The organism is Agrobacterium larrymoorei, assembly GCF_013322225.1.
Lineage (GTDB): Bacteria > Pseudomonadota > Alphaproteobacteria > Rhizobiales > Rhizobiaceae > Agrobacterium > Agrobacterium larrymoorei_A.
Map to the genome: position 1 here is coordinate 244447 of NZ_JAAMFB010000027.1, position 24466 is coordinate 268912.

The 24466-nt window shown below is 55.0% G+C and carries 26 protein-coding genes; 17 read left to right on the forward strand and 9 right to left on the reverse strand.

The features are described 5' to 3' along the window. The first annotated feature begins 328 nt into the window (after positions 1 to 328). The 12 genes from G6L28_RS17580 to G6L28_RS17635 all read left to right on the forward strand — a co-directional run bounded on the left by G6L28_RS17580 (position 329) and on the right by G6L28_RS17635 (position 10835). Positions 329 to 1564: an ABC transporter substrate-binding protein gene (locus tag G6L28_RS17580; RefSeq protein WP_174065113.1), complete on the forward strand. Its 1236-nt coding sequence runs from the start codon at positions 329 to 331 to the stop codon at positions 1562 to 1564. 120 nt (positions 1565 to 1684) lie between these two features. Beyond that, complete coding sequence (locus G6L28_RS17585; protein WP_174065114.1) at positions 1685 to 2587, forward strand: carbohydrate ABC transporter permease; 903 nt, start codon at positions 1685 to 1687, stop codon at positions 2585 to 2587. After that, on the forward strand, positions 2580 to 3521 hold the full coding sequence (locus tag G6L28_RS17590) for an ABC transporter permease subunit (RefSeq protein ID WP_174065115.1): 942 nt from the start codon (positions 2580 to 2582) through the stop codon (positions 3519 to 3521). Before G6L28_RS17585 ends, G6L28_RS17590 begins: the two co-directional genes overlap by 8 nt. Positions 3522 to 3526: 5 nt before the next feature. Then, entirely contained in the window at positions 3527 to 4615 is a 1089-nt protein-coding gene (locus tag G6L28_RS17595) for an ABC transporter ATP-binding protein (RefSeq protein WP_174065116.1), read from the forward strand. 44 nt (positions 4616 to 4659) lie between these two features. Beyond that, positions 4660 to 5421 carry a sugar phosphate isomerase/epimerase family protein gene (locus tag G6L28_RS17600; RefSeq protein ID WP_174065117.1) on the forward strand — a complete coding sequence of 254 codons (762 nt, stop codon included), beginning with the start codon at positions 4660 to 4662 and terminating at the stop codon, positions 5419 to 5421. Between the two features lie 25 nt (positions 5422 to 5446). Further along, complete coding sequence (locus G6L28_RS17605; RefSeq protein ID WP_174065118.1) at positions 5447 to 6580, forward strand: Gfo/Idh/MocA family protein; 1134 nt, start codon at positions 5447 to 5449, stop codon at positions 6578 to 6580. Between the two features lie 57 nt (positions 6581 to 6637). Beyond that, positions 6638 to 8251: a glycoside hydrolase family 43 protein gene (locus G6L28_RS17610; protein WP_174065119.1), complete on the forward strand. Its 1614-nt coding sequence runs from the start codon at positions 6638 to 6640 to the stop codon at positions 8249 to 8251. An 89-nt stretch (positions 8252 to 8340) separates the two neighbouring features. After that, on the forward strand, positions 8341 to 9051 hold the full coding sequence (gene queC, locus G6L28_RS17615; RefSeq protein WP_174065120.1) for a 7-cyano-7-deazaguanine synthase QueC: 711 nt from the start codon (positions 8341 to 8343) through the stop codon (positions 9049 to 9051). Continuing rightward, positions 9051 to 9419 (forward strand): 6-carboxytetrahydropterin synthase QueD, encoded by a 369-nt coding sequence (gene queD / locus G6L28_RS17620; protein WP_174065121.1) that lies wholly within the window; start codon positions 9051 to 9053, stop codon positions 9417 to 9419. The genes queC and queD overlap by 1 nt, the downstream gene beginning before the upstream one ends. Continuing rightward, on the forward strand, positions 9416 to 10153 hold the full coding sequence (gene queE / locus G6L28_RS17625; protein WP_174065122.1) for a 7-carboxy-7-deazaguanine synthase QueE: 738 nt from the start codon (positions 9416 to 9418) through the stop codon (positions 10151 to 10153). Before queD ends, queE begins: the two co-directional genes overlap by 4 nt. Positions 10154 to 10316: 163 nt before the next feature. After that, positions 10317 to 10511 (forward strand): hypothetical protein, encoded by a 195-nt coding sequence (locus G6L28_RS17630; protein WP_174065123.1) that lies wholly within the window; start codon positions 10317 to 10319, stop codon positions 10509 to 10511. Between the two features lie 165 nt (positions 10512 to 10676). Beyond that, complete coding sequence (locus G6L28_RS17635) at positions 10677 to 10835, forward strand: hypothetical protein (protein WP_174065124.1); 159 nt, start codon at positions 10677 to 10679, stop codon at positions 10833 to 10835. Here the strand turns inward: G6L28_RS17635 and G6L28_RS17640 are convergent. After that, on the reverse strand, positions 10832 to 11380 hold the full coding sequence (locus G6L28_RS17640; RefSeq protein ID WP_174065125.1) for a DNA-3-methyladenine glycosylase: 549 nt from the start codon (positions 11378 to 11380) through the stop codon (positions 10832 to 10834). The two genes, G6L28_RS17635 and G6L28_RS17640, sit on opposite strands and share 4 nt — an antisense overlap. Before the next feature lie 113 nt (positions 11381 to 11493). Between G6L28_RS17640 and G6L28_RS17645 the strand changes: the two genes are divergently transcribed. The 3 genes from G6L28_RS17645 (at position 11494) to G6L28_RS17655 (ending at position 14225) form a co-directional block, all read left to right on the forward strand. Beyond that, a complete protein-coding gene (locus G6L28_RS17645; RefSeq protein ID WP_174065126.1) occupies positions 11494 to 12273 on the forward strand; it encodes an SDR family oxidoreductase in 780 nt (259 codons plus the stop codon). 140 nt (positions 12274 to 12413) lie between these two features. Then, complete coding sequence (locus tag G6L28_RS17650) at positions 12414 to 13469, forward strand: L,D-transpeptidase family protein (protein WP_234902623.1); 1056 nt, start codon at positions 12414 to 12416, stop codon at positions 13467 to 13469. A gap of 21 nt (positions 13470 to 13490) precedes the next feature. Next, a complete protein-coding gene (locus G6L28_RS17655; protein WP_202033695.1) occupies positions 13491 to 14225 on the forward strand; it encodes a L,D-transpeptidase in 735 nt (244 codons plus the stop codon). Positions 14226 to 14240: 15 nt separating this feature from the next. On the opposite strand, the gene G6L28_RS17660 is transcribed toward G6L28_RS17655, so the two are convergent. The 3 genes from G6L28_RS17660 to G6L28_RS17670 are packed head-to-tail and all read right to left on the reverse strand — an operon-like array spanning position 14241 to position 17171. Beyond that, on the reverse strand, positions 14241 to 15275 hold the full coding sequence (locus tag G6L28_RS17660) for a histidine kinase dimerization/phosphoacceptor domain -containing protein (RefSeq protein WP_174065128.1): 1035 nt from the start codon (positions 15273 to 15275) through the stop codon (positions 14241 to 14243). 7 nt (positions 15276 to 15282) lie between these two features. Next, on the reverse strand, positions 15283 to 15720 hold the full coding sequence (locus G6L28_RS17665; RefSeq protein WP_174065129.1) for a response regulator: 438 nt from the start codon (positions 15718 to 15720) through the stop codon (positions 15283 to 15285). Further along, positions 15717 to 17171 carry a sensor histidine kinase gene (locus G6L28_RS17670; RefSeq protein WP_174065193.1) on the reverse strand — a complete coding sequence of 485 codons (1455 nt, stop codon included), beginning with the start codon at positions 17169 to 17171 and terminating at the stop codon, positions 15717 to 15719. The genes G6L28_RS17665 and G6L28_RS17670 overlap by 4 nt, the downstream gene beginning before the upstream one ends. Positions 17172 to 17402: 231 nt before the next feature. On the opposite strand from G6L28_RS17670, the gene G6L28_RS17675 reads away from it, so the two are divergent. After that, entirely contained in the window at positions 17403 to 17714 is a 312-nt protein-coding gene (locus tag G6L28_RS17675; protein ID WP_174065130.1) for a hypothetical protein, read from the forward strand. 30 nt (positions 17715 to 17744) lie between these two features. Further along, a complete protein-coding gene (locus G6L28_RS17680) occupies positions 17745 to 18941 on the forward strand; it encodes a low temperature requirement protein A (protein ID WP_174065131.1) in 1197 nt (398 codons plus the stop codon). A 6-nt stretch (positions 18942 to 18947) separates the two neighbouring features. Here the strand turns inward: G6L28_RS17680 and G6L28_RS17685 are convergent, their stop codons facing one another. The 5 genes from G6L28_RS17685 to G6L28_RS17705 form a co-directional block, all read right to left on the reverse strand. Further along, the gene (locus tag G6L28_RS17685) at positions 18948 to 19769 is read right to left on the reverse strand and encodes a sugar phosphate isomerase/epimerase family protein (RefSeq protein WP_174065132.1); all 822 of its coding nucleotides are present in this window, start codon (positions 19767 to 19769) and stop codon (positions 18948 to 18950) included. Next, positions 19766 to 21196 carry a mandelate racemase gene (locus G6L28_RS17690; RefSeq protein WP_174065133.1) on the reverse strand — a complete coding sequence of 477 codons (1431 nt, stop codon included), beginning with the start codon at positions 21194 to 21196 and terminating at the stop codon, positions 19766 to 19768. The genes G6L28_RS17685 and G6L28_RS17690 overlap by 4 nt, the downstream gene beginning before the upstream one ends. A 1-nt stretch (position 21197) precedes the next feature. Further along, positions 21198 to 22361, reverse strand: coding sequence for a dihydrodipicolinate synthase family protein (locus tag G6L28_RS17695; RefSeq protein WP_174065134.1), 1164 nt, complete (start codon positions 22359 to 22361; stop codon positions 21198 to 21200). A gap of 11 nt (positions 22362 to 22372) precedes the next feature. After that, positions 22373 to 23515, reverse strand: coding sequence for a Gfo/Idh/MocA family protein (locus G6L28_RS17700; protein WP_174065135.1), 1143 nt, complete (start codon positions 23513 to 23515; stop codon positions 22373 to 22375). 245 nt (positions 23516 to 23760) lie between these two features. Continuing rightward, entirely contained in the window at positions 23761 to 24465 is a 705-nt protein-coding gene (locus G6L28_RS17705; protein ID WP_174065136.1) for a TetR/AcrR family transcriptional regulator, read from the reverse strand. Between the last annotated feature and the right edge of the window lies 1 nt (position 24466).

The window sequence follows — 24466 nt, forward strand, 5'->3', positions numbered from 1 at the left end:
CCAGTTTGCTTAAATTTGTCTCTTCTATTTAAGATTCGGCTGAAAATTTATGCGACAAAATTAATGTTTGTGCGTTCCGATCTTGCGTTCATCTTTTTGATGGTTGTTGAATTACTGCATTTTACCTTTAGAAGATGGACGTGAAGAAATTTTCGTCGGCGTTTCTGAACTTCGCATATTTTTCTGCCGCCATAGGTTTGATATTTAGCTTAAAATATTGAAAAATAATGACTTTTATTGAAACGTAAAATTTACTCGCGCAACTGTTGCACATCGTAAATCTTTCGCATACGGTTTTACGGCAACGTTTCAGTGAGGGAGGAGACTCATGCGCATTCGTTCTATTCTGGCTGCTTTGGCTGCCGGTGTTATGCTTCCGGCGGGTATTGCCAATGCCGCGGATCTAGAGGTGACACATTGGTGGACATCGGGAGGAGAGGCCGCAGCCGTAGCGGAACTTGCCAAGGCGTTCGATGCAACCGGTAACAAATGGGTCGATGGTGCGATTGCGGGAGGTGGAAGCACGGCTCGTCCCATCATGGTCAGCCGCATCACCGGCGGCGATCCCATGGGCGCCACGCAGTTCAATCATGGTCGGCAGGCAGAAGAGCTCGTTCAATCCGGCTTGATGCGAGATCTCAGCGATGTCGCTGAAAAAGGCAAATGGAAAGACGTCATCAAGCCGTCCAGCCTGCTTGATAGCTGCACCATCGACGGCAAAATTTATTGCGCGCCCGTCAACATTCACTCATGGCAGTGGTTGTGGCTTTCCAACGAAGCTTTTAAAACGGCCGGTGTCCCGGTCCCTAAAAACTGGGCGGAGTTTGTGGCTGCGGGACCTGCGCTTCAGAAGGCAGGAATTCAGGCGCTTGCACTTGGCGGTCAGGCCTGGCAGTCGAACGGTCTGTTCGATACGTTGACACTCTCGCTTGGCGGCAAGGAACTTTACGAGAAGGTCTACAAGGACAAGGATGCAGATGTAGCAGCGGGACCAGAAATGGCGAAAATCTTCGCTGCTGCTGACGAAGCGCGCAAGCTCTCCAAGGGGTCCAACGTTCAGGATTGGAACCAGGCAACCAACATGGTCATCACTGGCAAGGCTGGCGGTCAGGTCATGGGCGATTGGGCGCAGGGTGAATTCCAGATCGCCAACAAGAAAGCCGGCACTGACTACACTTGCCTGCCTGGTCTCGGAATGAACGAGTATCTTACCACCGGGGGCGATGCTTTCTATTTCCCGCTTCTGGATAATGAAGAGAAATCGAAGGCACAGGATGTTCTTGCGGAAACCATCGTCGATCAAAAAGTGCAGGTCGCCTTCAACCTGAAAAAAGGCTCGCTCCCAATTCGCGGCGACGTCGATCTGGCAGCTGCCAACGACTGCATGAAGAAGGGGCTTGAAATAATCGGGAAAGGCAATGCGCTCACCAGCACGGACCAGCTCGTCTCCGCTGACACGCAGAAGCAGAAGGAAGATCTCATGGCGGAATTCTTCGCCAATGCTTCCCTGACGCCTGAAGCTGCGCAAAAGCGCTTTGCCGAGATCATTTCCTCAGCGGATTGATTGCAATCGCTGGCATCGGTGGGTTTCACCGGTGCCGATGACGTCTCTCCAAGGCGTCCCCCGTAATGGGGGACGTCATGGATAAGGCATGCCAACGGCAACGATTGACAGGAGAGGTGCATGGCGGGGAGAACCCACGCTGGTCGTCCAAACCAGTTATTCCGCAATCTCAATTCGAAGATTGCATCAATACCCATGATTTTGGTCTCTATGGTCATTTTTCTAGGGGGAACGATCTGGACCGTCGTTTATTCCTTTACGAACTCCAAACTACTGCCGCGCGCCAGTTTCATCGGTTTCGACCAGTATGAACGCCTTTGGGACGCACCACGCTGGATCGTTTCAATTCAGAATCTGGCAATATACGGCGTTCTGTCTCTGATATTCAGCCTTGTTATCGGCTTCGTTCTTGCGGCTCTGATGGATCAGAAAATCCGTTTCGAGAATACCTTCAGAACGATCTTTCTTTATCCCTTTGCTCTGTCTTTCATCGTGACCGGTCTCGTATGGCAGTGGTTGCTCAATCCGGAATTCGGCATTCAGTCCGTCGTACGGTCGATGGGTTGGGAAAGCTTCACCTTCGACCCTCTCTATAATTCTCAAATCGTCATCTACGGCATTCTGATCGCAGCGCTATGGCAGGGTACGGGGCTCGTAATGTGTCTGATGCTGGCCGGTTTGCGCGGCATCGATGAGGATATTTGGAAAGCCTCGCGGGTCGATGGCATCCCGATGTGGAAGACCTATCTGCTGATCGTCATTCCCATGATGCGCCCGGTCTTCATCACCACACTGGTCATCATCGCCAGCGGCATCGTCAAGGTTTACGATCTTGTGGTTGCGCAAACCAGCGGTGGTCCCGGCATCGCTTCGGAAGTGCCAGCGAAATACGTCTACGATTACATGTTTCAGGCGCAGAATCTCGGGCAGGGATTTGCGGCGTCGACGATGATGCTGATCACTGTCGCAATCATCATCATTCCATGGGCTTACCTCGAATTCGGAGGGCGCAAACGTGGCTAATATCAGTACATTGAATACGGTCGCAGCGGGGGCGGATGCCGTCTCGAAAAACCTCGCCGGTCCGCGTGGTCGCAAGCCTCGCAAACGCCTTTCCCGGCGCAACATCATGCTCTACGGCACTCTTTTTGTCGCTGCGGTTTATTACTTGTTGCCTCTCTATGTCATGGTCGTGACGTCGTTGAAAGGCATGCCTGAAATCCGCCTTGGCAATATTTTCGCGCCGCCGGTCGAAATTACCTTCGAGCCCTGGGTCAAGGCCTGGGCAAATGCCTGCACGGGCCTGAATTGTGATGGCCTCTCGCGCGGCTTCTGGAACTCCGTAAGGATCATGGTGCCGTCGACAATCGTTTCGATCCTTGTCGCGTCCGTCAGCGGTTACGCACTGGCAAACTGGAAGTTCAAAGGGTCGGAGCTTTTCTTTTCGATCCTCATCATCGGAGCGTTCATTCCCTATCAGGTGATGATCTACCCAATCGTGATCGTCCTGCGTGAAATGGGCGTCTACGGCACGCTGACCGGCCTCGTCATCGTCCATACGATTTTTGGAATGCCGATCCTGACACTTCTCTTCCGCAACTACTTTGCGGGTTTGCCGGAAGAGTTGTTCAAGGCGGCACGTATCGACGGCGCGAATTTCTGGCAGATCTATTTCCGGATCATGTTGCCCATGTCGCTGCCTATCTTCGTGGTGGCGATGATTTTGCAGGTCACAGGTATCTGGAACGACTTCCTCTTCGGTGTCGTGTTCACGCGACCTGAATATTACCCGATGACGGTGCAGCTCAACAACATCGTCAACTCGGTTCAGGGCGTCAAGGAATACAACGTCAACATGGCGGCTACCCTGCTGACCGGTGCCGTTCCGCTGTTCGTTTACTTCGTTTCAGGCAGACTTTTTGTCCGCGGCATCGCCGCAGGCGCAGTCAAAGGTTAAGCTTCATGAACAAAAGCGTTTCAATCCAAGACCTTTCCCTGTCGTTCGGCGCCGTCAACGTGCTGACCGACCTCAATCTGGATATTTACGACGGCGAGTTTCTGGTGCTGCTGGGATCGTCCGGTTGCGGAAAATCGACCCTGCTTAATTGTATCGCAGGACTTCTGGAACCCACCGACGGGCAGATTTTCATCAAGGATCGCAACGTCACATGGGAAGAGCCTAAAGACCGTGGCATCGGCATGGTGTTCCAGTCCTACGCGCTTTATCCGCAGATGACAGTTGAAAAAAACCTGTCGTTCGGCCTTCAGGTGGCAAAGGTGCCGAAAGATGAAATCGATAGGAGGGTGAAACGGGCGGCTGGCATTCTCCAGATCGAACCGCTGCTTAAACGCAAACCGGCCGAGCTTTCAGGCGGACAGCGACAGCGCGTTGCCATTGGCCGGGCGCTGGTGCGCGACGTCGACGTATTCCTGTTCGATGAACCTCTGTCCAACCTCGATGCCAAGCTGCGCTCGGAGCTTCGCGTCGAAATCAAGAGGCTTCACCAGTCACTCAAAAATACGATGATCTATGTCACGCACGACCAGATTGAGGCGCTGACACTGGCAGACCGCATCGCCATCATGAAAAGCGGCGTCATTCAGCAGCTGGACGACCCGGTCTCGATTTACAACAAACCCAAAAACCTCTTCGTGGCGGGCTTCATCGGTTCCCCGTCAATGAACTTCCTGCGCGGCGAGTTGCAGGAGAAAGACGGCAAAGTCGTCTTCGTCACCAACGGCGTCAGCTTCACGCTCGACGGTTATGCAGCATCCGCGCCGCTCGTGGCGGGTAGTTCTGCCGTGCTCGGCGTGAGACCGGAACATGTTCGCGTCGATGCGGACATCACCGGAGGAGAAGTCCACGAGGCCGTGGTCGATATCGAAGAGCCGATGGGTGCCGATAATCTTATCTGGCTTAAGCATGCCGGGCATACCCTGTCCGTGCGTGTGGGCGGGCACCGGCGGTTCGCTCCCGGCACCAAGGTCAAGCTGTCTTTCGATATGAGCATGGCCTCCCTTTTCGATGCGACGACGGAAGATCGCATCTGACCATAGCAATCCACCCCAGATAGTCCCAATGTCAGGAGAGACATATGACGAAACTTGGCTTTCAACTTTACAGCGCGCGCAATTTTCCACCGCTTTCAGACATTTTCAAAAAGCTCTCGGCAGCCGGGTATTCCCATGTCGAAGGCTTTGGCGGCATTTACGGCACCATGGACGATGCGGCCTTGCAGGCGTTGAAGAATGATCTGGATGCCAATGGTCTGACGATGCCGACTGGTCATTTCGGTCTGGACATGCTGGAAAGCGATCCGCAGCGGGCGCTCAAGATCGCCAAGACGCTTGGCATCGAGGCCATCTATTGCCCTTATCTTCTTCCCGATCAGCGCCCACGCGATGCCGCAGGATGGTTCGCATTCGGCAAACGTCTTCAGGAAGCTGGAAAGCCGTTCCGCGATGCTGGCCATTCCTTCGGCTGGCATAACCACGATTTCGAGTTTGTGTCCCTCGAGGACGGCTCCACGCCGCAAGAGCAGATCTTTGCTGGCGGCCCAGAATTGGATTGGGAAGCCGATATAGCTTGGATCATTCGCGGCAGTGCCGATCCGTTCGCCTGGATCGAGGGGTACGGGAAGCGCATTACTGCGGTTCATGTGAAGGATATCGCGCCGCTGGGTGAAAACACCGATGAAGATGGCTGGGCGGATGTTGGCCACGGTAAGGTAGACTGGAAGGGTCTGGTTGCTGCGCTCAAAGACACGTCCGTAAAATATTACGTCGTCGAGCATGATAATCCGAGCGATGTGGATCGCCTGATCACGCGCTCCATCTCTTCTTTCAACACCTATTAATCCCCCACGTATCTGGAGTTAGATCATGGCCAAGGAACTTGGCGTCGGCATCATTGGATGCGGCAATATTTCTACCACCTATTTTTCCCTATCCCCTTTGTTCAAGGGCCTGAAGGTTTTGGCATGCGCCGACCTCAACAGAAGCGCTGCGGAACTGCGAGCCGAAGAATTCGGTGTAAAGGCGCAGTCCATCGAAGAATTGCTGGCCAATGACGAGATCGACGTCGTCGTCAACCTTACCATTCCGGCGGCGCATTTCGAGGTTTCGAAAGAAATTCTCGAAGCGGGCAAGCACGTCTATTCGGAAAAGCCTCTGGTTCTGAGCCTTGAGGAAGGCGAAGAACTTCGGCGCATCGCCACTGAAAAGAATCTTGCTGTCGACTGTGCGCCCGACACATTCCTTGGCGGCGCACATCAGCTTGCGCGAAAACATATCGATGAAGGCGGCATTGGTCGCGTCACATCGGGAACCTGCCATGTCATGAGCCCCGGTATGGAAATGTGGCATCCCAACCCGGGCTTTTTCTTTTTGAAGGGTGGCGGTCCGATCCTTGACCTCGGTCCATACTACATAGCCAACCTTATCAACCTGATCGGGCCTGTGAAACGCGTCGGGGCCTTGACCACCATGGCGAACCCGACGCGTACCGTTACCAGCCAACCGCTCAATGGTCAGATTATTCCGGTCGAAACGCCGACCAATATTCATGCGCTTCTGGAATTCGTGAACGGCGCAACAATTACACTCTCGGCAAGCTGGGATGTATGGTCGCATCGTCATGCCAATATGGAACTTTACGGCACCGAAGGTTCTATTTACGTGCCGGACCCCAACTTCTTCGGCGGAGTGGTGGAAGCCAGCGGACGAGACAAGGATATCAAGCCGCTGAATGACTGGAACCACCCGTTCGGAATTTCAAATCAGGAGAGCCCGCACGGTCCGCGCGCCAATTATCGAACGGCTGGCCTTGCCGATATGGCGATGGCGCTCATTGAAGGGCGTGATGCACGTTGCTCCTTGGATCGCTCCCTGCACGGCATCGACATCATGACATCCATTTTGAAATCCGGTGAGGAAGGCCGTTTCATCGAATTGACGACAACCTGCACGCAACCGGAAGCGTTGGGTGTCGAAGAGGCAAAGTCACTGCTTTGTTGATTGCAAAAATGGGCGGCAAAGAACTCTTGCCGCCTTTCACGCGAGGGAAAGCAACACATGATCCGTAACCCCATTTTGCCGGGCTTCAACCCCGACCCTTCGATTTGCCGTGTGGGGGAAGATTACTATATCGCAACTTCAACGTTCGAATGGTATCCGGGCGTTCAGATCCACCACTCCCGCGATCTTGTGAACTGGAAGCTGGTACGTCGTCCGCTGGAACGTGCCAGCCAGTTGGATATGCGCGGGAACCCTGACAGCTGCGGTATCTGGGCACCCTGCCTTTCCTATGCGGATGGTCGTTTCTGGTTGGTCTATACGGATGTCAAACGCTACGACGGCAACTTCAAAGACGCGCATAATTACATCGTCACATCTGAGACGATCGAGGGTGAGTGGTCGGATCCGGTCTATGTGAATTCTTCAGGCTTCGATCCTTCACTGTTTCATGACGACGATGGTCGAAAGTGGTTCATGAATATGCAGTGGAACCACCGCACCGAAAGCTACGGAGGTGCGCCAAAGCATCCGGCCTTCGATGGCATTCTTTTACAGGAATGGGATGCAGAGACCGGACATCTCGTTGGCCCCATCAAAAATATCTTTCCTGGTAGTCCGCTTGGACTTGTCGAAGGTCCTCACATTTTCAAACGCAATGGCTGGTATTATCTGACGACAGCGGAGGGTGGCACGGGATACGACCATGCGGTGACGATGGCCCGATCGCGCCAGATCGACGGGCCTTACGAGATGCACCCCGATACCCACCTCATCACATCCAAGGACCACCCGGATGCGCCCCTGCAACGAGCGGGCCACGGGCAATATGTCGAAACGTCGGATGGGCAGTTTTATCACACGCATCTGTGCGGGCGGCCTATCGGTTCCGAGCGGCGCTGTACGCTCGGTCGAGAAACGGGTTTGCAAAAATGTATCTGGAAGGATGACGACTGGCTGTATCTGGAACATGGAAGCGTCGTGCCGGCCGTCGACGTGCCCGCCCCAACCGGTGCGGAGCATTTGTCGCAGGCACAGGAAACCGAAACTCGTTTCGATAGCGACAAGCTTCCATCGGAGTTTCAATGGCTGCGCTCTCCTCACCCGGAAACTCTGTTCAGCCTGAAGGAATTTCCGGGAAACCTCCGCCTATACGGCAGGGAGAGTATAGGGTCATGGTTCGATCAGGCGCTGGTAGCGCGAAGACAGGAACATCATAGTTTCCGTGCGGAAACCACGGTGGTTTTCTCCCCGGAAACCTACCAGCAGGTTGCGGGCCTTACGCACTATTATAATCGTCAGAAGTTTCATGCCATCGCTGTCACTCTTCACGAGAAAATGGGCCGCGTCGTCACCGCGTTTTCCTGCCTGGGAGATTTTCCCAATGGCCGGTTGACCTTTCATGAGGGTAGTGTGGCTGTTCCCGAAGGCGCAATCGAGCTCGCGCTTGAGGTCGAAGAAGCGGATCTGCAGTTTTTCTGGCGCTCAGCTGGTGCGAATGACTGGAATTCGCTCGCTCCTAAACTGGACGCCAGTATCGTTTCGGATGAGGCTGGACGAGGTGAGCATGGTTCGTTCACCGGCGCATTCGTCGGCATGTTCGCTTTCGACACATCCGGTCGCCGCAAGCCTGCGGATTTCTCGCGGTTTCTCTATTCGAGTCTGAAAACCTAAAAGGACTTCACATGTGCGCGGCTTTGCTCTAAAAGCCGCGCCTTGAATCCGGTCGCAGCCCACCCGGTCAAAACAAGGGATCCTGAATTATGAAAACCATCGTCATCTGCTCCGGCGGATTGGACTCCGTTTCGCTTGCGCATAGAATTGCTGCGGAACACGAGCTTGTTGCTCTTCTTTCTTTCGATTACGGCCAGCGCCACAAAAAGGAACTGGACTTCGCCGCAGCCTGCGCCACACGGCTCGGCGTGCCGCATCATGTCATCGATATTCGCACCATTGGCGCCCATCTGACGGGCTCTGCGCTTACGGATGATGTGGAGGTGCCGGACGGACATTATGCCGAGGAGACCATGCGTTCCACCGTGGTTCCGAACCGAAATGCGATCATGCTGACTATTGCGTTCGGGCTGGCTGCTGCACAGCAGGCGGATGCGGTGGCTATTGCCGTCCACGGCGGCGATCACTTCATATACCCGGATTGTCGCCCTGGCTTTATCGACAGCTTTAATTCGATGCAAAAGCACGCGCTGGAGGGATATGCGGATGTAAAGCTGTTTGCACCCTATGTCACTGTCTCCAAAGCGGATATCGTCACCGACGGGGCGAAACATCATACGCCCTTTGTCGAAACATGGTCTTGTTACAAAGGCGGGTTGCGCCACTGCGGACGCTGCGGAACCTGCGTGGAGCGCCGCGAGGCCTTCCACCTCGCAGGCGTGGCCGACCCGACTGACTACGAAGATCCGGATTTCTGGGTCGCGGCAACGCAAGGCTATGCGGCGCAGGAGGTGCGCTGATGTTTCGCATCACCAAAGAGTTTCACTTCTCCGCTTCTCATCAACTCAAGAACCTTCCAGCGGATCATCAATGCGCGCGTCTGCATGGCCATAATTATGTCGTGGAAGTCGAGCTTTCCGGCGAGGAGTTAAACGAACATGGCTTCGTGCGTGATTATCACGAGCTTGCACCGCTGAAGCGCTACATCGATGACAGCTTCGATCATCGCCATTTGAACGAGGTGCTTGGCCACGACATGGTGACGGCTGAGCGGTTGGCGAAGCATTTTTATGAGTGGTGCAAGGAACGGCTGCCCGAAACGAGCGCGGTTCGCGTCAGTGAAACGGCAAAAACCTGGGCGGAATATCGACCCTCGGTTCGGTCATGAGTGGTACGAAAGAAACCATGATACGCATCAGCGAAATCTTTGGCCCAACCATTCAGGGCGAAGGTTTGTTGATAGGCTTGCCGACCATTTTTGTGCGCACCGGTGGCTGCGATTATCGCTGCTTGTGGTGCGATACGCTCCATGCCGTGGATAGCGAGTATCGCGAAGACTGGAAACCGTTGACCGTGGATGCGATCTGGTCGGAAGTGACGCGGCTTTCGAATGGTAAACCCGTGACGATCTCTCTTTCCGGCGGCAACCCTGCCATCCAGCCACTCGGCGAACTCATCGAAAAAGGTCATCATGAGGGCTATCGTTTCGCGCTGGAAACGCAAGGTAGCGTTGACAAAGATTGGTTTGCAGAACTCGACTATCTGGTGCTTAGCCCAAAACCACCTTCCAGCGGAATGAAGACCGACTGGGAAGCCTTCGAACGCTGTCTGGTCGCGGCTGGGCCAAAGCCGCAGATCGCGCTGAAAGTTGTCGTCTTCGATGATGAGGACTTTGCCTACGCGAGGCAAACGGCCTCCCGTTTCCCGCATTTGGCCGTTTATCTCCAGCCAGGAAACCACACGCCACCGCCGCCTGATGACGATGATGCGCGCGTGGATATCGACGGCATCATGGACCGGATGTTGTGGCTGGTGGACAAGGTATGCGCGGAGGGCTGGTTTGATGCACGCGTTCTGCCGCAACTGCATGTTCTACTGTGGGGCAACAAGCGCGGTGTCTGAGTTTTTTGCGCTGCTCATTCGATAGCGACAAGTTGCATGTCCCATATAACGAATTGTCAAATAGGCGTGTTATAAGATTGTATTCAGGCGCATCGTTACGAACGCTATGAGGAGGGAACGTAGCGTAAGGTGATGCGTTTAGGATATCAAATGGGAGGTTGCGATGTTCGACTTTTTAAAATCCACTCAGCCTATTGTCGACAACGACGAGGAAACCGGCACCTACGCAGATGCACTTCTGCAGGTTCCTGAAGTGCAGCTGACCCGCACGACTGCGCGCGAGCAGGGTCACGAAGCTCACACTCGTGATTACGGACACCAGCGAGAAGTAGCCCGTGGCGCGCTCGGTTTCGCATAAACTCGATTTTTGACGAAACCAGATCACTCTCTTGGCGTTTGACTCATGCGCCAAGAATGGCGGGCAACGCCTGAATGTCGCTTGGATCAAGCTGGCGAACTCCAGTGGACCGGCTGACGATTTCGATGTCGGAGTTGCCCGCACAAATCTGAAAGACCGTTTTTCATGACGATTATACCGACCGAGACGCCACCAGGCGAGCCGAAGCCTATCGTGCCTCATCCGGATTTGCCGCCGGTCAAAGAGCCGGAGCCAGACGGGCTTCCGGATGAAATTCCAACACCAAACCCGGATGAGAACGACGAGCCGCCAAAGGTTCTTTAGCTCCCCGGAAACCGCTTGCTCAAATGCTTCGACCCTTCAAGCCCGAAGCGCCAAGCCAAATCTACGGCTTTTGTAATACCGATCCGCGGCCCGGCGACTATGTTTGCCTTGCGATTGTGCCTCAGCAATATGGGCTCTTGAAATAGCGACATACCATCGTTCTGCCCGCTGATCCCCAGCGCTTGACACAGTTTTCCGGGGCCGGAGCAAAGGTTTCTTTCGTTCGTCGTTCCTCGCCTTATCGCCATCATCTCGATACCTGTCGTGGGCTCGAGCGCTCGTATCAAAACGGCAGAACCCGATGTGCAAACGAAGTTTGCGCACCAGTGGATTCCATAGGACCGGTAGACGTAGAGATGCCCCGGCTCCCCAAACATTGTGCGATTTCGTGCTGTCGGTCCGTTAAAACTGTGGGAGGCAGCATCATCGGGGCGATACGCTTCAGTCTCTACAATGATTCCGCCGGTGTTGTGGAAACGGAACTCTGCGCCGATCAAATCTTTCGCAACGATGACGGCGTCCCGTGAAAAATAAGCTTCATCCATTCGTGTAACTTATCCGCTGGTAAAGCCGGAACAAGCTGATTTGTTTGAGGTTAACGATAGGATCGCTTCAAAAAGAGGGAGTGTTTTGACGATGAGCCGATGGAGACATAACGATGACGGTTGAAAAGGTCGCTCTGGTGACGGGGGCGGGATCAGGCATCGGACGGGCTGCGGCTCTCGCACTTGCCAGGCGAGGCTACGCAATAGGTGCGTTGGGAAGAACAGCATCGGAACTCGATCAAGTAGTGGCAGAAATCCGGAATGCCGGAGGGTCGGCGAAGACATTGCTGGCCGATGTGTCGGATGAGAAGACGATGGGGGAAGCGGTCGATCTTCTGATCGAAACTTTCGGTAGACTTGACGTCGTCGTCGCGAATGCCGGTATCAATGGTGTTTGGGCTCCCATAGATGATCTAAAACCTGAGGAGTGGGACCAGACGATAGCGGTCAATCTTCGTGGCACCTATCTCACTATGCACAAGACAGTGCCGCATATGAAGGCTGGCAGAAGCGGATCGATCATCATTATATCATCTATCAATGGAACGCGCACTTTTACTTCGCCGGGAGCAACCGCATACTCCGCGACCAAGGCTGCGCAGCTTGCGATGGCGCAGCAATTGGCGCTGGAGCTTGGGCAACATGGTATCCGGGTCAACGCCATATGTCCGGGAGCTATCGATACCGAAATAGACGACAACACCGATATTCGCGCCAGACATGAAACTGAAATTCCGGTAAACTGGCCAAATGGTGAAATTCCGATAAGTGGTGGGAAAGCGGGTTCAAGCGAGGACGTGGCTGATCTGGTGGTTTTTCTCGCCAGTGACGCGTCGCGTCATATTACCGGCACTCCGATATGGATCGATGGCGGGCAGGGCCTGCTGCGGTAATGCAGCTCACTTCCTTGTGTTCGTATGATTAACGAACTCGTAACGTAAATTCACGACTCTTTGTCCAGAAGGGTGGTTGCCGTCATGCGGCCACCTTCTTTATTTACAAAACCGCATAGAGAGACGGGCAAAGACATTCCATGAGCAGTTCCATATTTTCCGGTTTCGTTTCCGCGAGGCTTCGGGGCATCTTGAGCTTATCGTTGAAAGCCGCTGCGACCATCGTGGTGTGCGCAAGCCTTGCCGCGTGTACATCCATGGGTCTGGACAGCGTGACGAAAGAGGCCCCCAAGCTTTCTTCGAAGATGGTCGCGTCCATGTCGGCTAAAGGCATGAAGCCGGAGAGCCCGGTTCTGGTACGGATTTTCAAGCAGGAAAGTGAACTGGAAGTCTGGAAGGTAGACAAGAGTGGCGCGTACGCTCTGTTCAAGACCTATCCCATGTGCCGCTGGTCCGGAAAGCTAGGTCCTAAAACCAAGAGTGGTGACAGACAGGCACCGGAAGGCTTTTATCACGTCTCGGCAGGGATGCTGAACCCGAACTCTCAATATTACGTGTCTTTCAATCTCGGTTATCCCAACAGGCTCGAGTCAGCGCTGGGTTACACCGGCGAGGCGTTGATGGTGCATGGCGCCTGTTCGTCCTCCGGCTGTTATGCCATGACCGACCAGCAGGTCGGCGAAATCTATGCCATCGTGGAGCGGGCATTAAAGGGCGGGCAGGATCGTTTCCAAGTCCAGGCCTATCCCTTCCGCATGACGGCGAAGAACATGGCGCGCTATAAGGATGATCCGAATTTCGGCTATTGGCGCACTCTGAAGGAAGGCTACGACTATTTCGAAGTGACAAAGCGCCAGCCGAAGGTTTCCGTCTGCGGTCGCCGCTACGTGTTCAATTCGGAGTTCGCAGGTGGCGAGCCTGCTGATCCACTTGCAGCCTGCCCGCCGGTGGTAAACCAGCCCGACCCGCTTATTGCCGCGAAGCTCACGGCTGAAAAACAAAAGCTTGATGTCGCCGTGATCGAGGGAACTTCGAGTGCCTTGAGCGCTTATGTCGATGGCGGAATGCACCCAAGCTTCCGCGCTATTCTAAAGAGCAATGGCGCAGAGAGCATGGCGAAGAAAGTTTCAGGTACGAAATACCCGATCAGCCGCCCTGACGCGGCCCTTGCCGACCCCTTCGCGGGCGCAAGATAAGCATGTGAAATGAGGAAAACATTGAGTAACTACGACACCACGCGCCGGGGTTTTCTACTCGGTACGGGCGGCCTCGCAGTGACGGCGCTGGCCAGTTGCACTGCGACCTCGAGAGAAGTCGCGGTCAACGCGCCACCGAAGGCTGATCCGTTTTATGCCGAAATTTATGGTCCCAAGCCGAACGAACAGTTTCCTCTGCCCGCAATCCCCTATGAAAAGATAGATAGGCGTCTCTACCGTCAGATGGTTGAGAATCCGACTGGCGAGCGACCCGGCACCATCGTCGTGGATACCGCCAATCATTTTCTTTATCTGACTTACGAGAACAATCAGGCCATGCGTTATGGCGTTGGTCTAGGTCGTCAGGGATTTGAGTGGTCCGGGCGCGGTGTTATTCAGTATAAACGACAGTGGCCGCGCTGGACGCCGCCAGATGAAATGATCGCGCGTCAACCGGAATTGGCTCCCTATAGCGCGGCCAATGGCGGTATGGAGCCCGGTCTGATGAACCCGCTCGGTGCCCGCGCGCTCTACATCTTCAAGGACGGAAAGGACACGATTTTTCGTCTGCACGGAAACCCTGAATGGTGGACCATCGGCAAGTCGGTGTCGTCCGGCTGCGTGCGCTTGATCAACCAGGACATCATTGACCTTTACAATCGCGTGCCGGACGGAACGCCAATTGTGGTGACGTCGCTTGCTCCATCGCAGCCGGTCATTGCCAATGCCGCACTTCCGGGCGCTATGCCTTATTGATCTTTCGGCAGTGCCTCACGCCAGAGGCGCTTCCCACTGCACGCAGATGCGTGTGCCGCCATCGATAGTGGTCGAGCCTTGTTCGATATTCGCCTTCAGGCTTTGGGCCATGGCGGATATGAGCTTCGTGCCGAGACCGGTGCCGGTAGGCTTCGCTCCCGCCTTCATTCCCACGCCATCATCCTCGACGGTGAGTGTGAATTTCTCGCCCATTTTGTTCAGGCGGATACGGATATCGCCGCGATGTACGGGATATGCGTATTTCAGCGCATTCGTCGTCAGTTCCGTCACGATGACGCCGAGAGCGACCGCCTGATCGGGCGCTGCCTTGATGGTTTCCATGTCCGTCGAAATGCGGATTTTTTCGCTGTCAGGAACGGATTTGGCAAGTTCGTTGATGATGGAAGAGAGGTAGGCGTCGAGATCGACGACGCCCATATTGTCCGCCGTGTAGAGACTGCGATGCACTCCCGCAATAGCAGAAATACGGCTTTGCGTTTCCAAAAGCGCGGTGCGTGCCTCGTCCGTTGAGGCGGCATTCATCTGCATGCGGATCATGGCCGAAACGAGCGAAAGACTATTGGCGATGCGGTGGTTCATCTCCTTTGCCATCAGTTCCGCCCGTTCTTTCGCCTGGATGAGCAGCCGTTCCGTCTCTTCTTTTTCTTTTCTCAGCTGAAAATTCGCGCACGCCTGCTGTATCGATGTCAGCAGCAGTGGAAAGAAATCGTCCGTGACGGTTTTGATAACGTAATCAGCCGCCCCAGCCTTAAGCGCATCAATGGCGATTTGCGCTTCGCTTGCGCCGGTGACGTAGAGTACCGGTACGTTGCGGCTTTCCTCACCAATGGCATTCAGGAACTGGAGCCCAGTGCCGCTTTGAAAATAGTGATCGAGAACGACCGCGTCGAAGCGGCCTGCCTTGAATTTCTCCAGACCGAGTGAAACGGATGGCGCATGTTCCACATGTACGTCATGCCGACCGAGCACGCGAATGGCGAGCTTTGCAAGCGCAGGGTCGTCATCGACATAAAGTACCTGTAACGCCATCACGTCTTCATGGAACCTGTATCACGGAAAAGAAAAGACCGAGGTTTTTGATCGCGGTTGCGAATCCCTCATAATCTACAGGCTTCGTGATATACACATTTGCGCCAAGGTCATAACACTTTTGTATTTCCGTTTCGTCGTCGGTTGTCGTCAGCACGACGACTGGAAGGCGCCTTGTGTGTTCGTTGCTCTTGATTTGCTCCAGAATCCGGATGCCGGACATATCCGGCAGGTTCAGGTCGAGCAGCACGAGAATATATCGGTCCTTGCTGACGAGGCCGTTTCGCTCTGGCCCCAAAATGTAGTCCAGCGCTTTGTTGCCGAGCGTGAACGGTACGATTTCGTTATTGACGCCTGCGCGCCGAACGTTTTTTTCGATGAGACGCGCATGCCCCTCGTCATCCTCTATCATGACGATGGTGACTTCCTGGCCCGTGGTTTTCATACTTCACTACCTCGCGTGATTTTTCGCAGATCCGTTGGCAAGGTCAGGTGGAACGTGCTTCCCTTGCCAAGTTCAGACGCGACCGTAATGTCTCCACCTAAATTTCTTATTAGCGACCTTACGTGAGCAAGCCCGATCCCTTCTCCGGGCTGATCCTGATCGCCCGCGCGACGGAAGAGTTCGAAAATACGCTCCAGATCGTCGTCCGCGATGCCGCGTCCGTTGTCACTGATATCCACGCGCACGATGCCGCGTCCCTGCGGGAGGATTCGCGCGGAAAGCTTCAGCGGTCTACCGGGCATCTGGTATTTGACCGCGTTATCGAAAAGGTTGCCGAGAACCTGATCGAGCGAAATTCTGTCCGTGATGACAGTAAAGGACTGCACATCGACATTGATTTCGCCATCGACGGCGGAAACCTGATGCTGCACACTGGCCGCCGCGGTCGTCAGCAAGTCCTTCAGATCGACCTTTTCTGCCTGCAATTTACGGCGTCCATCTCGGGAAATCTTGAGGATGGCATTGATCAGCTGATCCATCTTGCGCGTAGACGAGCGAATGAAGCCGATAGCCTCAGGCAAGTCCTGCTCTACGGCAAGCCGCGCTTCCTTGATTTGTCCTTCGGAGAGCGCTTTTCCATCAGCAAGCACGTAAGCTTCAATCGGTTTCAAAGAAGCCTCGAACTCCGAGAGGAAGCCCATGATGTTGACTAGGGGCGCTCGCAAGTCATGTGTTACGATGTAAGCGAAACGCTGGATTTCCTGATTGGCGCGTATCAGGTCTGTCGTGCGTTCGTTGACGCGTTCTTCCAGCCCCTGGTTCAGCGCGTCTACTTCCTCACGCGAGCGCATGAGTTCGCCGACATATTTAAAGATCAGAGTAATGGCACCGCCGACAACCGCGATAATGGCTACCGATCCGCCAATCGTCACCCAGCGAAGATTGCTCGCGGCGGCAAGCTGGTCGGCAACGATAATGCGCAGGCGATTATCTGTGAGCGTCTGGTATTCATCCAGTGTGCTACGGATTTGCTGCATGTAAAGAAGGCCGGTATCGTCCCGGACTATTGCAACAGCTTCGTCCGTGGCGCCGGATTTAACCAGTTCGATGGTTCTGCCGATCTCGGCCATTTTAGCCCTGATCGCCGTTTGCAAATTTGACAGGCTTGCGGTGTATTCCGGGCCGTTGTCCATGCGCTGTGAAAGTCGGGCGAGCTTCTCGTTAAGCGCGGTTTCTGCCTCTCGGTACGGGGTAAGGTACTTCTCTTCTCCGGTCAGGAGAAAGCCACGCTGGCCGGTTTCAGCATCCTGAACCGTCGTCAAAACGTCCAGAATAGATGCACGCACGCGACGGAGTTCAGCGGTTTCCTGGGAGTAGCGATCATTCGCCTGCACGAGCCATAACGATGCGCCCACCATGCCGATGAGAAGCGCCACGCCCAGTCCCAGCATGATCAACGTTCGGCGAACGAAGGGAGACAATTTTACCAACGAATTCCTCAGCGATTTTAAAATGAATGTGGAAGAGCGTATGTAGACCTGTTTATGCAAGTTTCCGAATATTTTCCACTGCCCGCGCGGGTTTTACACGATAAGTATCTCTTGTTGTTGCCATAGGTTCGCTGGAACTAATTTCACAGTCATATGTTGTTTCTCCAACGATTTAGCCCGATGGAGAGAATGATGAACCGGTTCGCCTGGAGTGCTGCCGCCTGCTTACTTTTGACTGGCACCACGATAGCGATGGCGCAAAATTTTGAGGTTAGTAGCTTGGAAAGCAAACGCCCAGCCGAGCTTGGCGCCAGCCTTAAGAAAGCCGAGTCGCATACCTCGCAGGCGCAGTATATCATCGATGTTTCAGGCAGGCGTGTTCGAATGGTGGGACCACGTTTCTATCCTGAAAGCAACAAGGACATTGAGCTTATCGGTCGAGCTGATGCATTGCAGAGAGAGGCCGTGCGACTGGAAGCATCGCTTCCGCCCGACAATAACTAATATTTGCCGCATATCAGGGGTAACGGCGGGATGGACACCAAGGATACGCGCGTCGCGGGGAGACACGACCTTATTCGCCGTGAGGATGAAGACACCGGGAAGGCAACGTTTCCAGAGCTTTTCTTCGACCTCGTATTCGTGTTCGCACTCATCCAGCTTTCCGAGACACTAACAAAGGATTTCGGACCTACAGCCTTGTTAGAGGCTGGCATACTCGTGCTCGCGTTATGGTGGCTGTGGGTGCACACCACCTGGCTTACCAACCTCCTCGATACCGAGCGCGGTCCGGTCAGGATGTTGCTTTTTGCGATGATGTTCGGTGGCGTTTTGCTGGCCATTGCGTTGCCAAAGGCGTTTTCTGAACAGGGGCTGATTTTCGCTGCGATCTATAGCGTCATGCAGCTGTGCCGCTCTATGTTTGGGCTTTACGTTTTCAAAGGCGTGGATCACGCAAACTCCCAGACGTTCGGACGCATCAGCATTTGGCTGGCTATTTCAGCCATTTTCTGGATCGCAGGCGGGCTGGCCGAGCAGCTTGAGTGGCGGATCGCTCTCTGGCTTGCCGCCATTGCCATCGAATACATCGCGCCGTCGCTGCGCTATCCCGTGCCGGGAATGCATGCCGCTAAAGATGAGAAGCTACATCTTTCCGGTGAGCATCTGGCAGAACGATGCGCCCTCTTCGTTATCATCTGCCTTGGCGAAACCATTCTCACGACAGGCAAGACTGCGGCTGAATATATGAATTCCAGCCTGACGTTCGCGGTCTTCTGTTCGGCTTTCTCAAGCACGGTTTTCATGTGGTGGATTTATTTCCATCACGGGCAGGAAAAAGTTTCGGAAAAGGTGGAGGACTCAGCTGAGCCCGAGCGCATCGTGCAGTCACTCTTCAATTACGGTCATCTGCCGATCGTCGCAGGTGTCATCCTGACTGCGGTGGGTGAGGATTTTAGCCTGTCGCACAGTCAGGATTATTCGACGCTGAGAGAGGCCGCCGCAATCGTCGGCGGGCCTATCCTTTTTCTCGCTGGCAATATATGGGTTAAGGTGGCGGCTTCTTACGTACGGCCGGTCTCCCATATTGCCGGGATCGTCGTCCTGACCGTGCTGCTTCTCTTTCCGGCGATGCCGCTTTACGTGCTGCAGATAACCAGTGCTGCGACATTGTTCCTCGTAGCGCTATGGGAATATATCGCGCTCAAGAAAAGGTCGCCCGAGGTGGCATAACTTTAACTAGCAAGCCGTTCTGAAGCGTTCGATCACTGTCGACAAAACCTCATCAATGGGTTTGGCATTCCACGTGTGAGAAAAGATTTCTACTTCCTGCGGGCCGGTGAAGCCAGCATTTTCGATCATTCGCCGAAATGCCCTTAGATCGATTACGCCATCGCCCATCATTCCCCGGTCGTTCAACGGGTCGGTCGTGGGCACCAGCCAATCACAGATATGATGCGCCAGGATTTGGCCGTTGCGTCCAGCTCGGGCAACCTGCTCCTCCAGTTCGGGGTCCCACCACACATGGTAGACGTCAATTGCGACACCCGTTCCTTCGCCCAGCTTGTCGCAAAGATCGAGCGACTGCTTCAGAGTGTTGATGCACGCGCGATCAGCCGCATAGAAGGGGTGCAGAGGTTCGATTGCCAGGGGAACGCCCGCCTGTTTCGCGTAAGGCAAAAGCTCTGCGATACCGTCTTCCACCATTTGGCGTGCGCCGAAAATATCCTTCGATCCATGCGGAAGACCGCCCACCACCAGCACAAGGCAATCGGCGTTCAAGGCGGCGGCTTCATCGACGGCGCGCCTGTTGTCTTCTATGGCGTTGCGGCGGCCTTCTGCATCAATAGCGGGAAAGAAACCACCTCGACAATGGCCAGTCAGGCGAATGCCGTTACTGGCAACGATCCGAGCCGCCTCATCGAGCCCAATGGCGTGAACATGTTCGCGCCAGGGGGAAATCGTCGTGATGCCATGCGCAAGACACGCATCCACAAGCGCGCCGAAGGTGCCTCCTTGCTTGATGGTGGCGAAGTTGATCGAAAGACCTTCGAGGCTCATGCGACATCCTTCCCTTTTTGAAGTGCCTGAAATGTTGCCGCCGCCGCATGTTCAGCGACGCCGAGACCGGTAGCGGTCAGCACCGTTTGAAGCGAAAGCGTACCATCGGTTATTTTTAGGCGGGCGCACCCTTGTGCATCGCGATAAAGATCACTGTGGTCCCGCAACCATTCAGCATTCTCATGTCGAGATGCACCCTGCATCCCGTCGACATAGTGATGGCCGTTACGCTCTATGTGTTCGAGGCCGAGTAACGCGGCCAGCGCCAGATCCTGCTGCACGGCGATGCCCGCCTGCGTGGTCAGGTCTTCGGCAGACATGAAGTAGCCGCCTGAGGTTTCGGTGTTCCATTTTTCCACGCGCATGCGGTTGAGCAGCGAGCGATAGAAACCCTTGCAGGATTTGGATGAAACGCCACAATAGCCTTGGGATTTCGCCTTAAGGAAGGCATCTGGCGTGCCATCCGACTCATCGATTTCCAGCGCAATACGCTTAGCCAATCTTTCCACCGGCTGAGAAAGTGCGACTGCGCGGGAGATCGGCTGCTCCACGAACAAAAGTGATCGGCGCAAACGGGCAAGAGCGGGTTCTGCCTCGATCCGATCCATTAATTCAATGACGGCGGCCTCGTCTTCAGACTGCTCGTTGCCGTCCAGCGTCGCCCTGTATTCCGGCAATTGATCCAAAACGGTAGCGATTGCTTTCAGCCGCTGCGTATCTTCCTGCGGTCTGCCCGAAACTTTCAGCTTGAAATATTTGACGCCGTAACTGTCGATCTCTTCCTGCAGGCATTCCGGCAAACCGTCATTGCGGCGGGCACCGGAAATCTCTTCTGGCATCAGCGGGTCGATGTAGCCCACCGTATGACGGAGTTGAATGTTTTGCCGCGGTTTGAGCGCTTGCAGGAAGTCATTGACGTTAAAGCCTGCAAGATCCGGTGTGGTGGAACTGTCGATGGCGGGAAGATTATGGCGGATCGCCTCGACCGCCGGCAAATCGTGCAGCCTGCAAAGAGCGTCGAGAATCGCTCGGTCCACCAGCGCAAGGCCGAAGGAGGCGATAAGTCCGTTTAGTTCTTCAGACGCTGCCCGCTCATGTTGCTCCGGCTCCAGCAAAGCATGTATGCCGAACGCCGTCGCAGCTTTGGACTTCTTTGCAAGGTCGACAGCGATGTGCACTGAGCGGCGCAATTGCTGTTCGTTATCGGCGTTGCTGAGCGCCGGGTTCTTGTCGAACCATTTCGGCACCATCAGCTCTGCCGCGTAACCCTTGCTCGTCCGTCCTGGCGCATCTTCGACGGTCAGCGACACGAAGATTTGTGCCGCTTCGGTAACGGTCGCGGCACCGAAACGGAACGGCATGCGCATCGTCAGACGCCGCTCGAAAATGGCGGCATCCACGACTTTCAGGTTTGGTGCGTCGGCCATCTCAATGAACGCCTCTTACGGCGAGAAACGCTCTCATGCGCCCCATTGCGTCATCGGGATCGGCCAAGACATTTGCCTTGTCGGCGAGGCGAAACAGTTCGGCAAAATGCAGGGTGGAACGCGCGCTTTCCTGGCCGCCGATCATGGTGAAATGGTCCTGCAAGCCGTTCAGATAGGCAAGAAAAACGACGCCCGTCTTGTAAAAGCGGGTAGGCGCCTTGAAGATATGCCGCGACAGCGCGACGGTCGGCTCCAGAATATCGAAGAACTCGTTGTTCGCTCCACTCTTCAGGCTCGCAAGAGCCTTGGAGGCCGCGGGCGCGATGGCATCGAAAATGCCGAGCAGCGCATCCGAATGCCCCTGTTCGTCACCCGCAATCAGCTCCGCATAATTGAAGTCATCGCCCGTATACATGCGCACGCCCGCAGGCAGCTTACGGCGCATTGTGATTTCCTTTTCCTTGGAGAGAAGCGAAATCTTGATGCCGTCGATCTTGTCGGCATTCGCTTTAATCATCTCAAGGCATGTATCCATCGCAGCCATGTGGTCGCTGGAACCCCAATAACCCTCCAGCGCGGGATCGAACATTTCGCCGAGCCAGTGGATGATAACCTTGTCATTGGCGCCAGCCAGAACCCTGGAATAGGTTTCGAGATAATCATCTTGTGATTTGGCGCTGGCGGCCAGTGCGCGGCTTGCCATCAGAATGACGCGCCCGCCTTGCCCCTGAACGAAATCCAGTTGCTCGTGATAGGCATCGACAATCTGGTTCAACGTATAGTCGGTCCCGGTCAGATGCTCGGTGCCGACGCCGCAGGCAATCAACGCATCGCCGCGTGTCGATGCTTCCTTCAAAGCGCGGGGAATCAGTTCCTGCGCCTGCGGCCAAGCCAATCCCATACCCCGTTGCGCTGTGTCCATGGCCTCGGCAACGCCAAGCCCTAGATCCCAGAGCCGGTGGCGGAAGCGCAAGGTTCCTTCCCAGTCGATTGCGGGTGTTAGCCATGGATCGTTTTCAGCAAAAGGATCGGCCACCACATGGGCTGCGGCAAAAGCTATGCGGTTGAAATCGGCGGCACTGCGTTTTTCAAGCGCGATCGGCGTGCCGGTCAGCTTGTAGAGCGCGATGGAGCGGTCTTCGTTCGGCAACTTGAGCTCGGTCATCCGTCGTCTCCTCAGACGATTGCCGGAACGTCGAGCCAGCGGCGTTCCTTCCATGACTGGATACCGAGTTCGGCAAGTTGAACGCCCTTCACGCCTTCCATCAGCCCGTAAGGCCATGGCTCGTCATTCACCAGATGGCGCACGAACATTTCCCATTGCGCCTTGAAGCCATTGTCGTAGACCACATTGTCCGGCACTTCCTGCCATGTCTTGTAGAAATCGATTGTCTGCGGCTGGTCCGGGTTCCAGACGGGCTTGGGCGTGTTGGTGCGGTGCTGGGTGAAGCATTTCGTCAGCCCGGCAACTGCCGAACCATGTGTGCCATCCACCTGGAACGTCACGAGATCATCACGGCGCACGCGCACCGCCCATGAAGAATTGATGTGCGCAATCACGCCGCCCTCGAGTTCGAACGTGGCATAGACCGCATCATCGGCATCCGCTACATAAGCGCGACCCTGCTCATCGAAACGTTGCGGAATATGCGTTGTGCCAAGGCAGCTGACCGATTTTACTTCGCCAAAAAGGTTGTCCAGCACATACCGCCAGTGGCACAGCATATCGAGAATGATGCCGCCGCCGTCTTTTAGACGATAGTTCCAGGAAGGACGCTGGGCAGGCTGCCAGTCACCCTCGAAAACCCAATAGCCAAATTCGCCCCGCACCGACAGAATCTTGCCGAAGAAACCGCTGTCCCGCAGCATCGCCAGCTTGCGCAAGCCGGGCAGGAACAGCTTGTCCTGAACCACGCCGTGCTTCACGCCCGAGCTTTCCGCCAGTTTTGCTACGGCGATCGCCTCCGGCGTGTTGTCGGAAATCGGCTTCTCACAATAAACGTTCTTGCCCGCCCTGATCGCCTTTTCCAAAAGGCTACCGCGCATCTGCGTCGTTCCGGCATCGAAAAACAGCGTGTCGTCCGGGTTTGCGAGCGCCGCGTCCAGATCGGTCGCCCAGCGGGCAACATTGTGCTTTTTGGCGATTTCCTCGATCTTTTCGGCGTTGCGACCGACGAGAATCGGATCGAGCATGACTTTTTCGCCGCTTTTGAGCGTTACGCCGCCTTGATCGCGAATGGCCAGAACCGAGCGGACCAGATGCTGATTATAGCCCATGCGTCCGGTGATGCCGTGCATGATGACGCCGATACGTTTCATGAAACTTCCTCCCAAACCGGCCCGCTCCCGACGGGTCGTAGCAATTCCACTTGGTCACTTGTAACCATTTGGTTATTTGTGGTCGCGAATTCACACCGATGTCAAGAGGCTTTGAGCCACGATAGGATTGATGAGGTGGTGATTTCTAATCGGTGAAAATCGGGTAAGCAGCAAAGATTCATACACATTTCGCAGTTGCACAAAACTGAGGTCTTGTTCCTGCTCGATAATTTTAGGCCGAGCAGTCAGATCGGCCGCAGTGCAGCAATAACCGTATTGACGATATGCTGCCCCCAGCGTTCCAGCTCTGCCGGTGCCGCGAGATCGCGCTGGAAGATCGTCGACAGGGTGAACCGGTTCGACAGGTAGAAGAAACCGAGCGACGCAATCGTCAGATAGACGTCCACCGGATCCAGCCCCGCACGGAAATCTCCAGAAACTTCGCCGCGCTTCAGCACGCCTTCAAGTTCAGAAATGAAATTCGAGTGCATTTCGGCAATATTGCTGGACTGCCGCAAATATCTGGCCTGATTGAGGTTTTCCGTAGCAAGAATGCTGAGAAATTCGGGATGGTCGAGAAAATAGTGCCAGGTAAACAGGGCAAGTTCGCGCAGGCCTTCCACCGGCTGCTTGCGCGCCAGATCAAGCCTGTGTTCGGCGTTGCGGATATGCCGATAGGCGTCCTCAAGAACCGCCAGATACAGCGCGTCCTTGTCTCCGAAATAGTGATAGATCATCCGTTTGTTGGTGCCGGCGCGTCTTGCGACCACATCGATCCGCGCACCTGCGAGACCTTTGGCAGCAACTTCCCGGCGTGCCGCTTCAAGAATGGCAGCGCGCGTGCGCTCCGGGTTTCGCGGCTGAGTACTCACACGTTTCCCGCCAGCCGCCGACGTTTTTGTCGTCGCAGGCTTTTCGTCGGGCAGGACCGATTTGCTTTCATCATTCATT

Bases quoted from the DNA above. Each gene is read 5' to 3' on its own strand.
- G6L28_RS17680 (WP_174065131.1), top strand. From the start codon at position 17,745: ATGGACACCAAGGATACGCGCGTCGCGGGGAGACACGACCTTATTCGC.
- G6L28_RS17610 (WP_174065119.1), top strand. From the start codon at position 6,638: ATGATCCGTAACCCCATTTTGCCGGGCTTCAACCCCGACCCTTCGATT.
- G6L28_RS17670 (WP_174065193.1), bottom strand. From the start codon at position 17,171: ATGCTGGGACTGGGCGTGGCGCTTCTCATCGGCATGGTGGGCGCATCG.
- G6L28_RS17700 (WP_174065135.1), bottom strand. From the start codon at position 23,515: ATGAAACGTATCGGCGTCATCATGCACGGCATCACCGGACGCATGGGC.
- queD (WP_174065121.1), top strand. From the start codon at position 9,051: ATGTTTCGCATCACCAAAGAGTTTCACTTCTCCGCTTCTCATCAACTC.
- G6L28_RS17660 (WP_174065128.1), bottom strand. From the start codon at position 15,275: ATGGCGTTACAGGTACTTTATGTCGATGACGACCCTGCGCTTGCAAAG.
- G6L28_RS17705 (WP_174065136.1), bottom strand. From the start codon at position 24,465: ATGAATGATGAAAGCAAATCGGTCCTGCCCGACGAAAAGCCTGCGACG.
- G6L28_RS17600 (WP_174065117.1), top strand. From the start codon at position 4,660: ATGACGAAACTTGGCTTTCAACTTTACAGCGCGCGCAATTTTCCACCG.
- queE (WP_174065122.1), top strand. From the start codon at position 9,416: ATGAGTGGTACGAAAGAAACCATGATACGCATCAGCGAAATCTTTGGC.
- G6L28_RS17605 (WP_174065118.1), top strand. From the start codon at position 5,447: ATGGCCAAGGAACTTGGCGTCGGCATCATTGGATGCGGCAATATTTCT.
- G6L28_RS17675 (WP_174065130.1), top strand. From the start codon at position 17,403: ATGAACCGGTTCGCCTGGAGTGCTGCCGCCTGCTTACTTTTGACTGGC.
- G6L28_RS17580 (WP_174065113.1), top strand. From the start codon at position 329: ATGCGCATTCGTTCTATTCTGGCTGCTTTGGCTGCCGGTGTTATGCTT.
- G6L28_RS17690 (WP_174065133.1), bottom strand. From the start codon at position 21,196: ATGGCCGACGCACCAAACCTGAAAGTCGTGGATGCCGCCATTTTCGAG.
- G6L28_RS17585 (WP_174065114.1), top strand. From the start codon at position 1,685: ATGGCGGGGAGAACCCACGCTGGTCGTCCAAACCAGTTATTCCGCAAT.
- G6L28_RS17650 (WP_234902623.1), top strand. From the start codon at position 12,414: ATGAGCAGTTCCATATTTTCCGGTTTCGTTTCCGCGAGGCTTCGGGGC.
- G6L28_RS17695 (WP_174065134.1), bottom strand. From the start codon at position 22,361: ATGACCGAGCTCAAGTTGCCGAACGAAGACCGCTCCATCGCGCTCTAC.
- G6L28_RS17685 (WP_174065132.1), bottom strand. From the start codon at position 19,769: ATGAGCCTCGAAGGTCTTTCGATCAACTTCGCCACCATCAAGCAAGGA.
- G6L28_RS17665 (WP_174065129.1), bottom strand. From the start codon at position 15,720: ATGAAAACCACGGGCCAGGAAGTCACCATCGTCATGATAGAGGATGAC.
- G6L28_RS17645 (WP_174065126.1), top strand. From the start codon at position 11,494: ATGACGGTTGAAAAGGTCGCTCTGGTGACGGGGGCGGGATCAGGCATC.
- G6L28_RS17595 (WP_174065116.1), top strand. From the start codon at position 3,527: ATGAACAAAAGCGTTTCAATCCAAGACCTTTCCCTGTCGTTCGGCGCC.
- G6L28_RS17630 (WP_174065123.1), top strand. From the start codon at position 10,317: ATGTTCGACTTTTTAAAATCCACTCAGCCTATTGTCGACAACGACGAG.
- G6L28_RS17640 (WP_174065125.1), bottom strand. From the start codon at position 11,380: ATGGATGAAGCTTATTTTTCACGGGACGCCGTCATCGTTGCGAAAGAT.
- queC (WP_174065120.1), top strand. From the start codon at position 8,341: ATGAAAACCATCGTCATCTGCTCCGGCGGATTGGACTCCGTTTCGCTT.
- G6L28_RS17635 (WP_174065124.1), top strand. From the start codon at position 10,677: ATGACGATTATACCGACCGAGACGCCACCAGGCGAGCCGAAGCCTATC.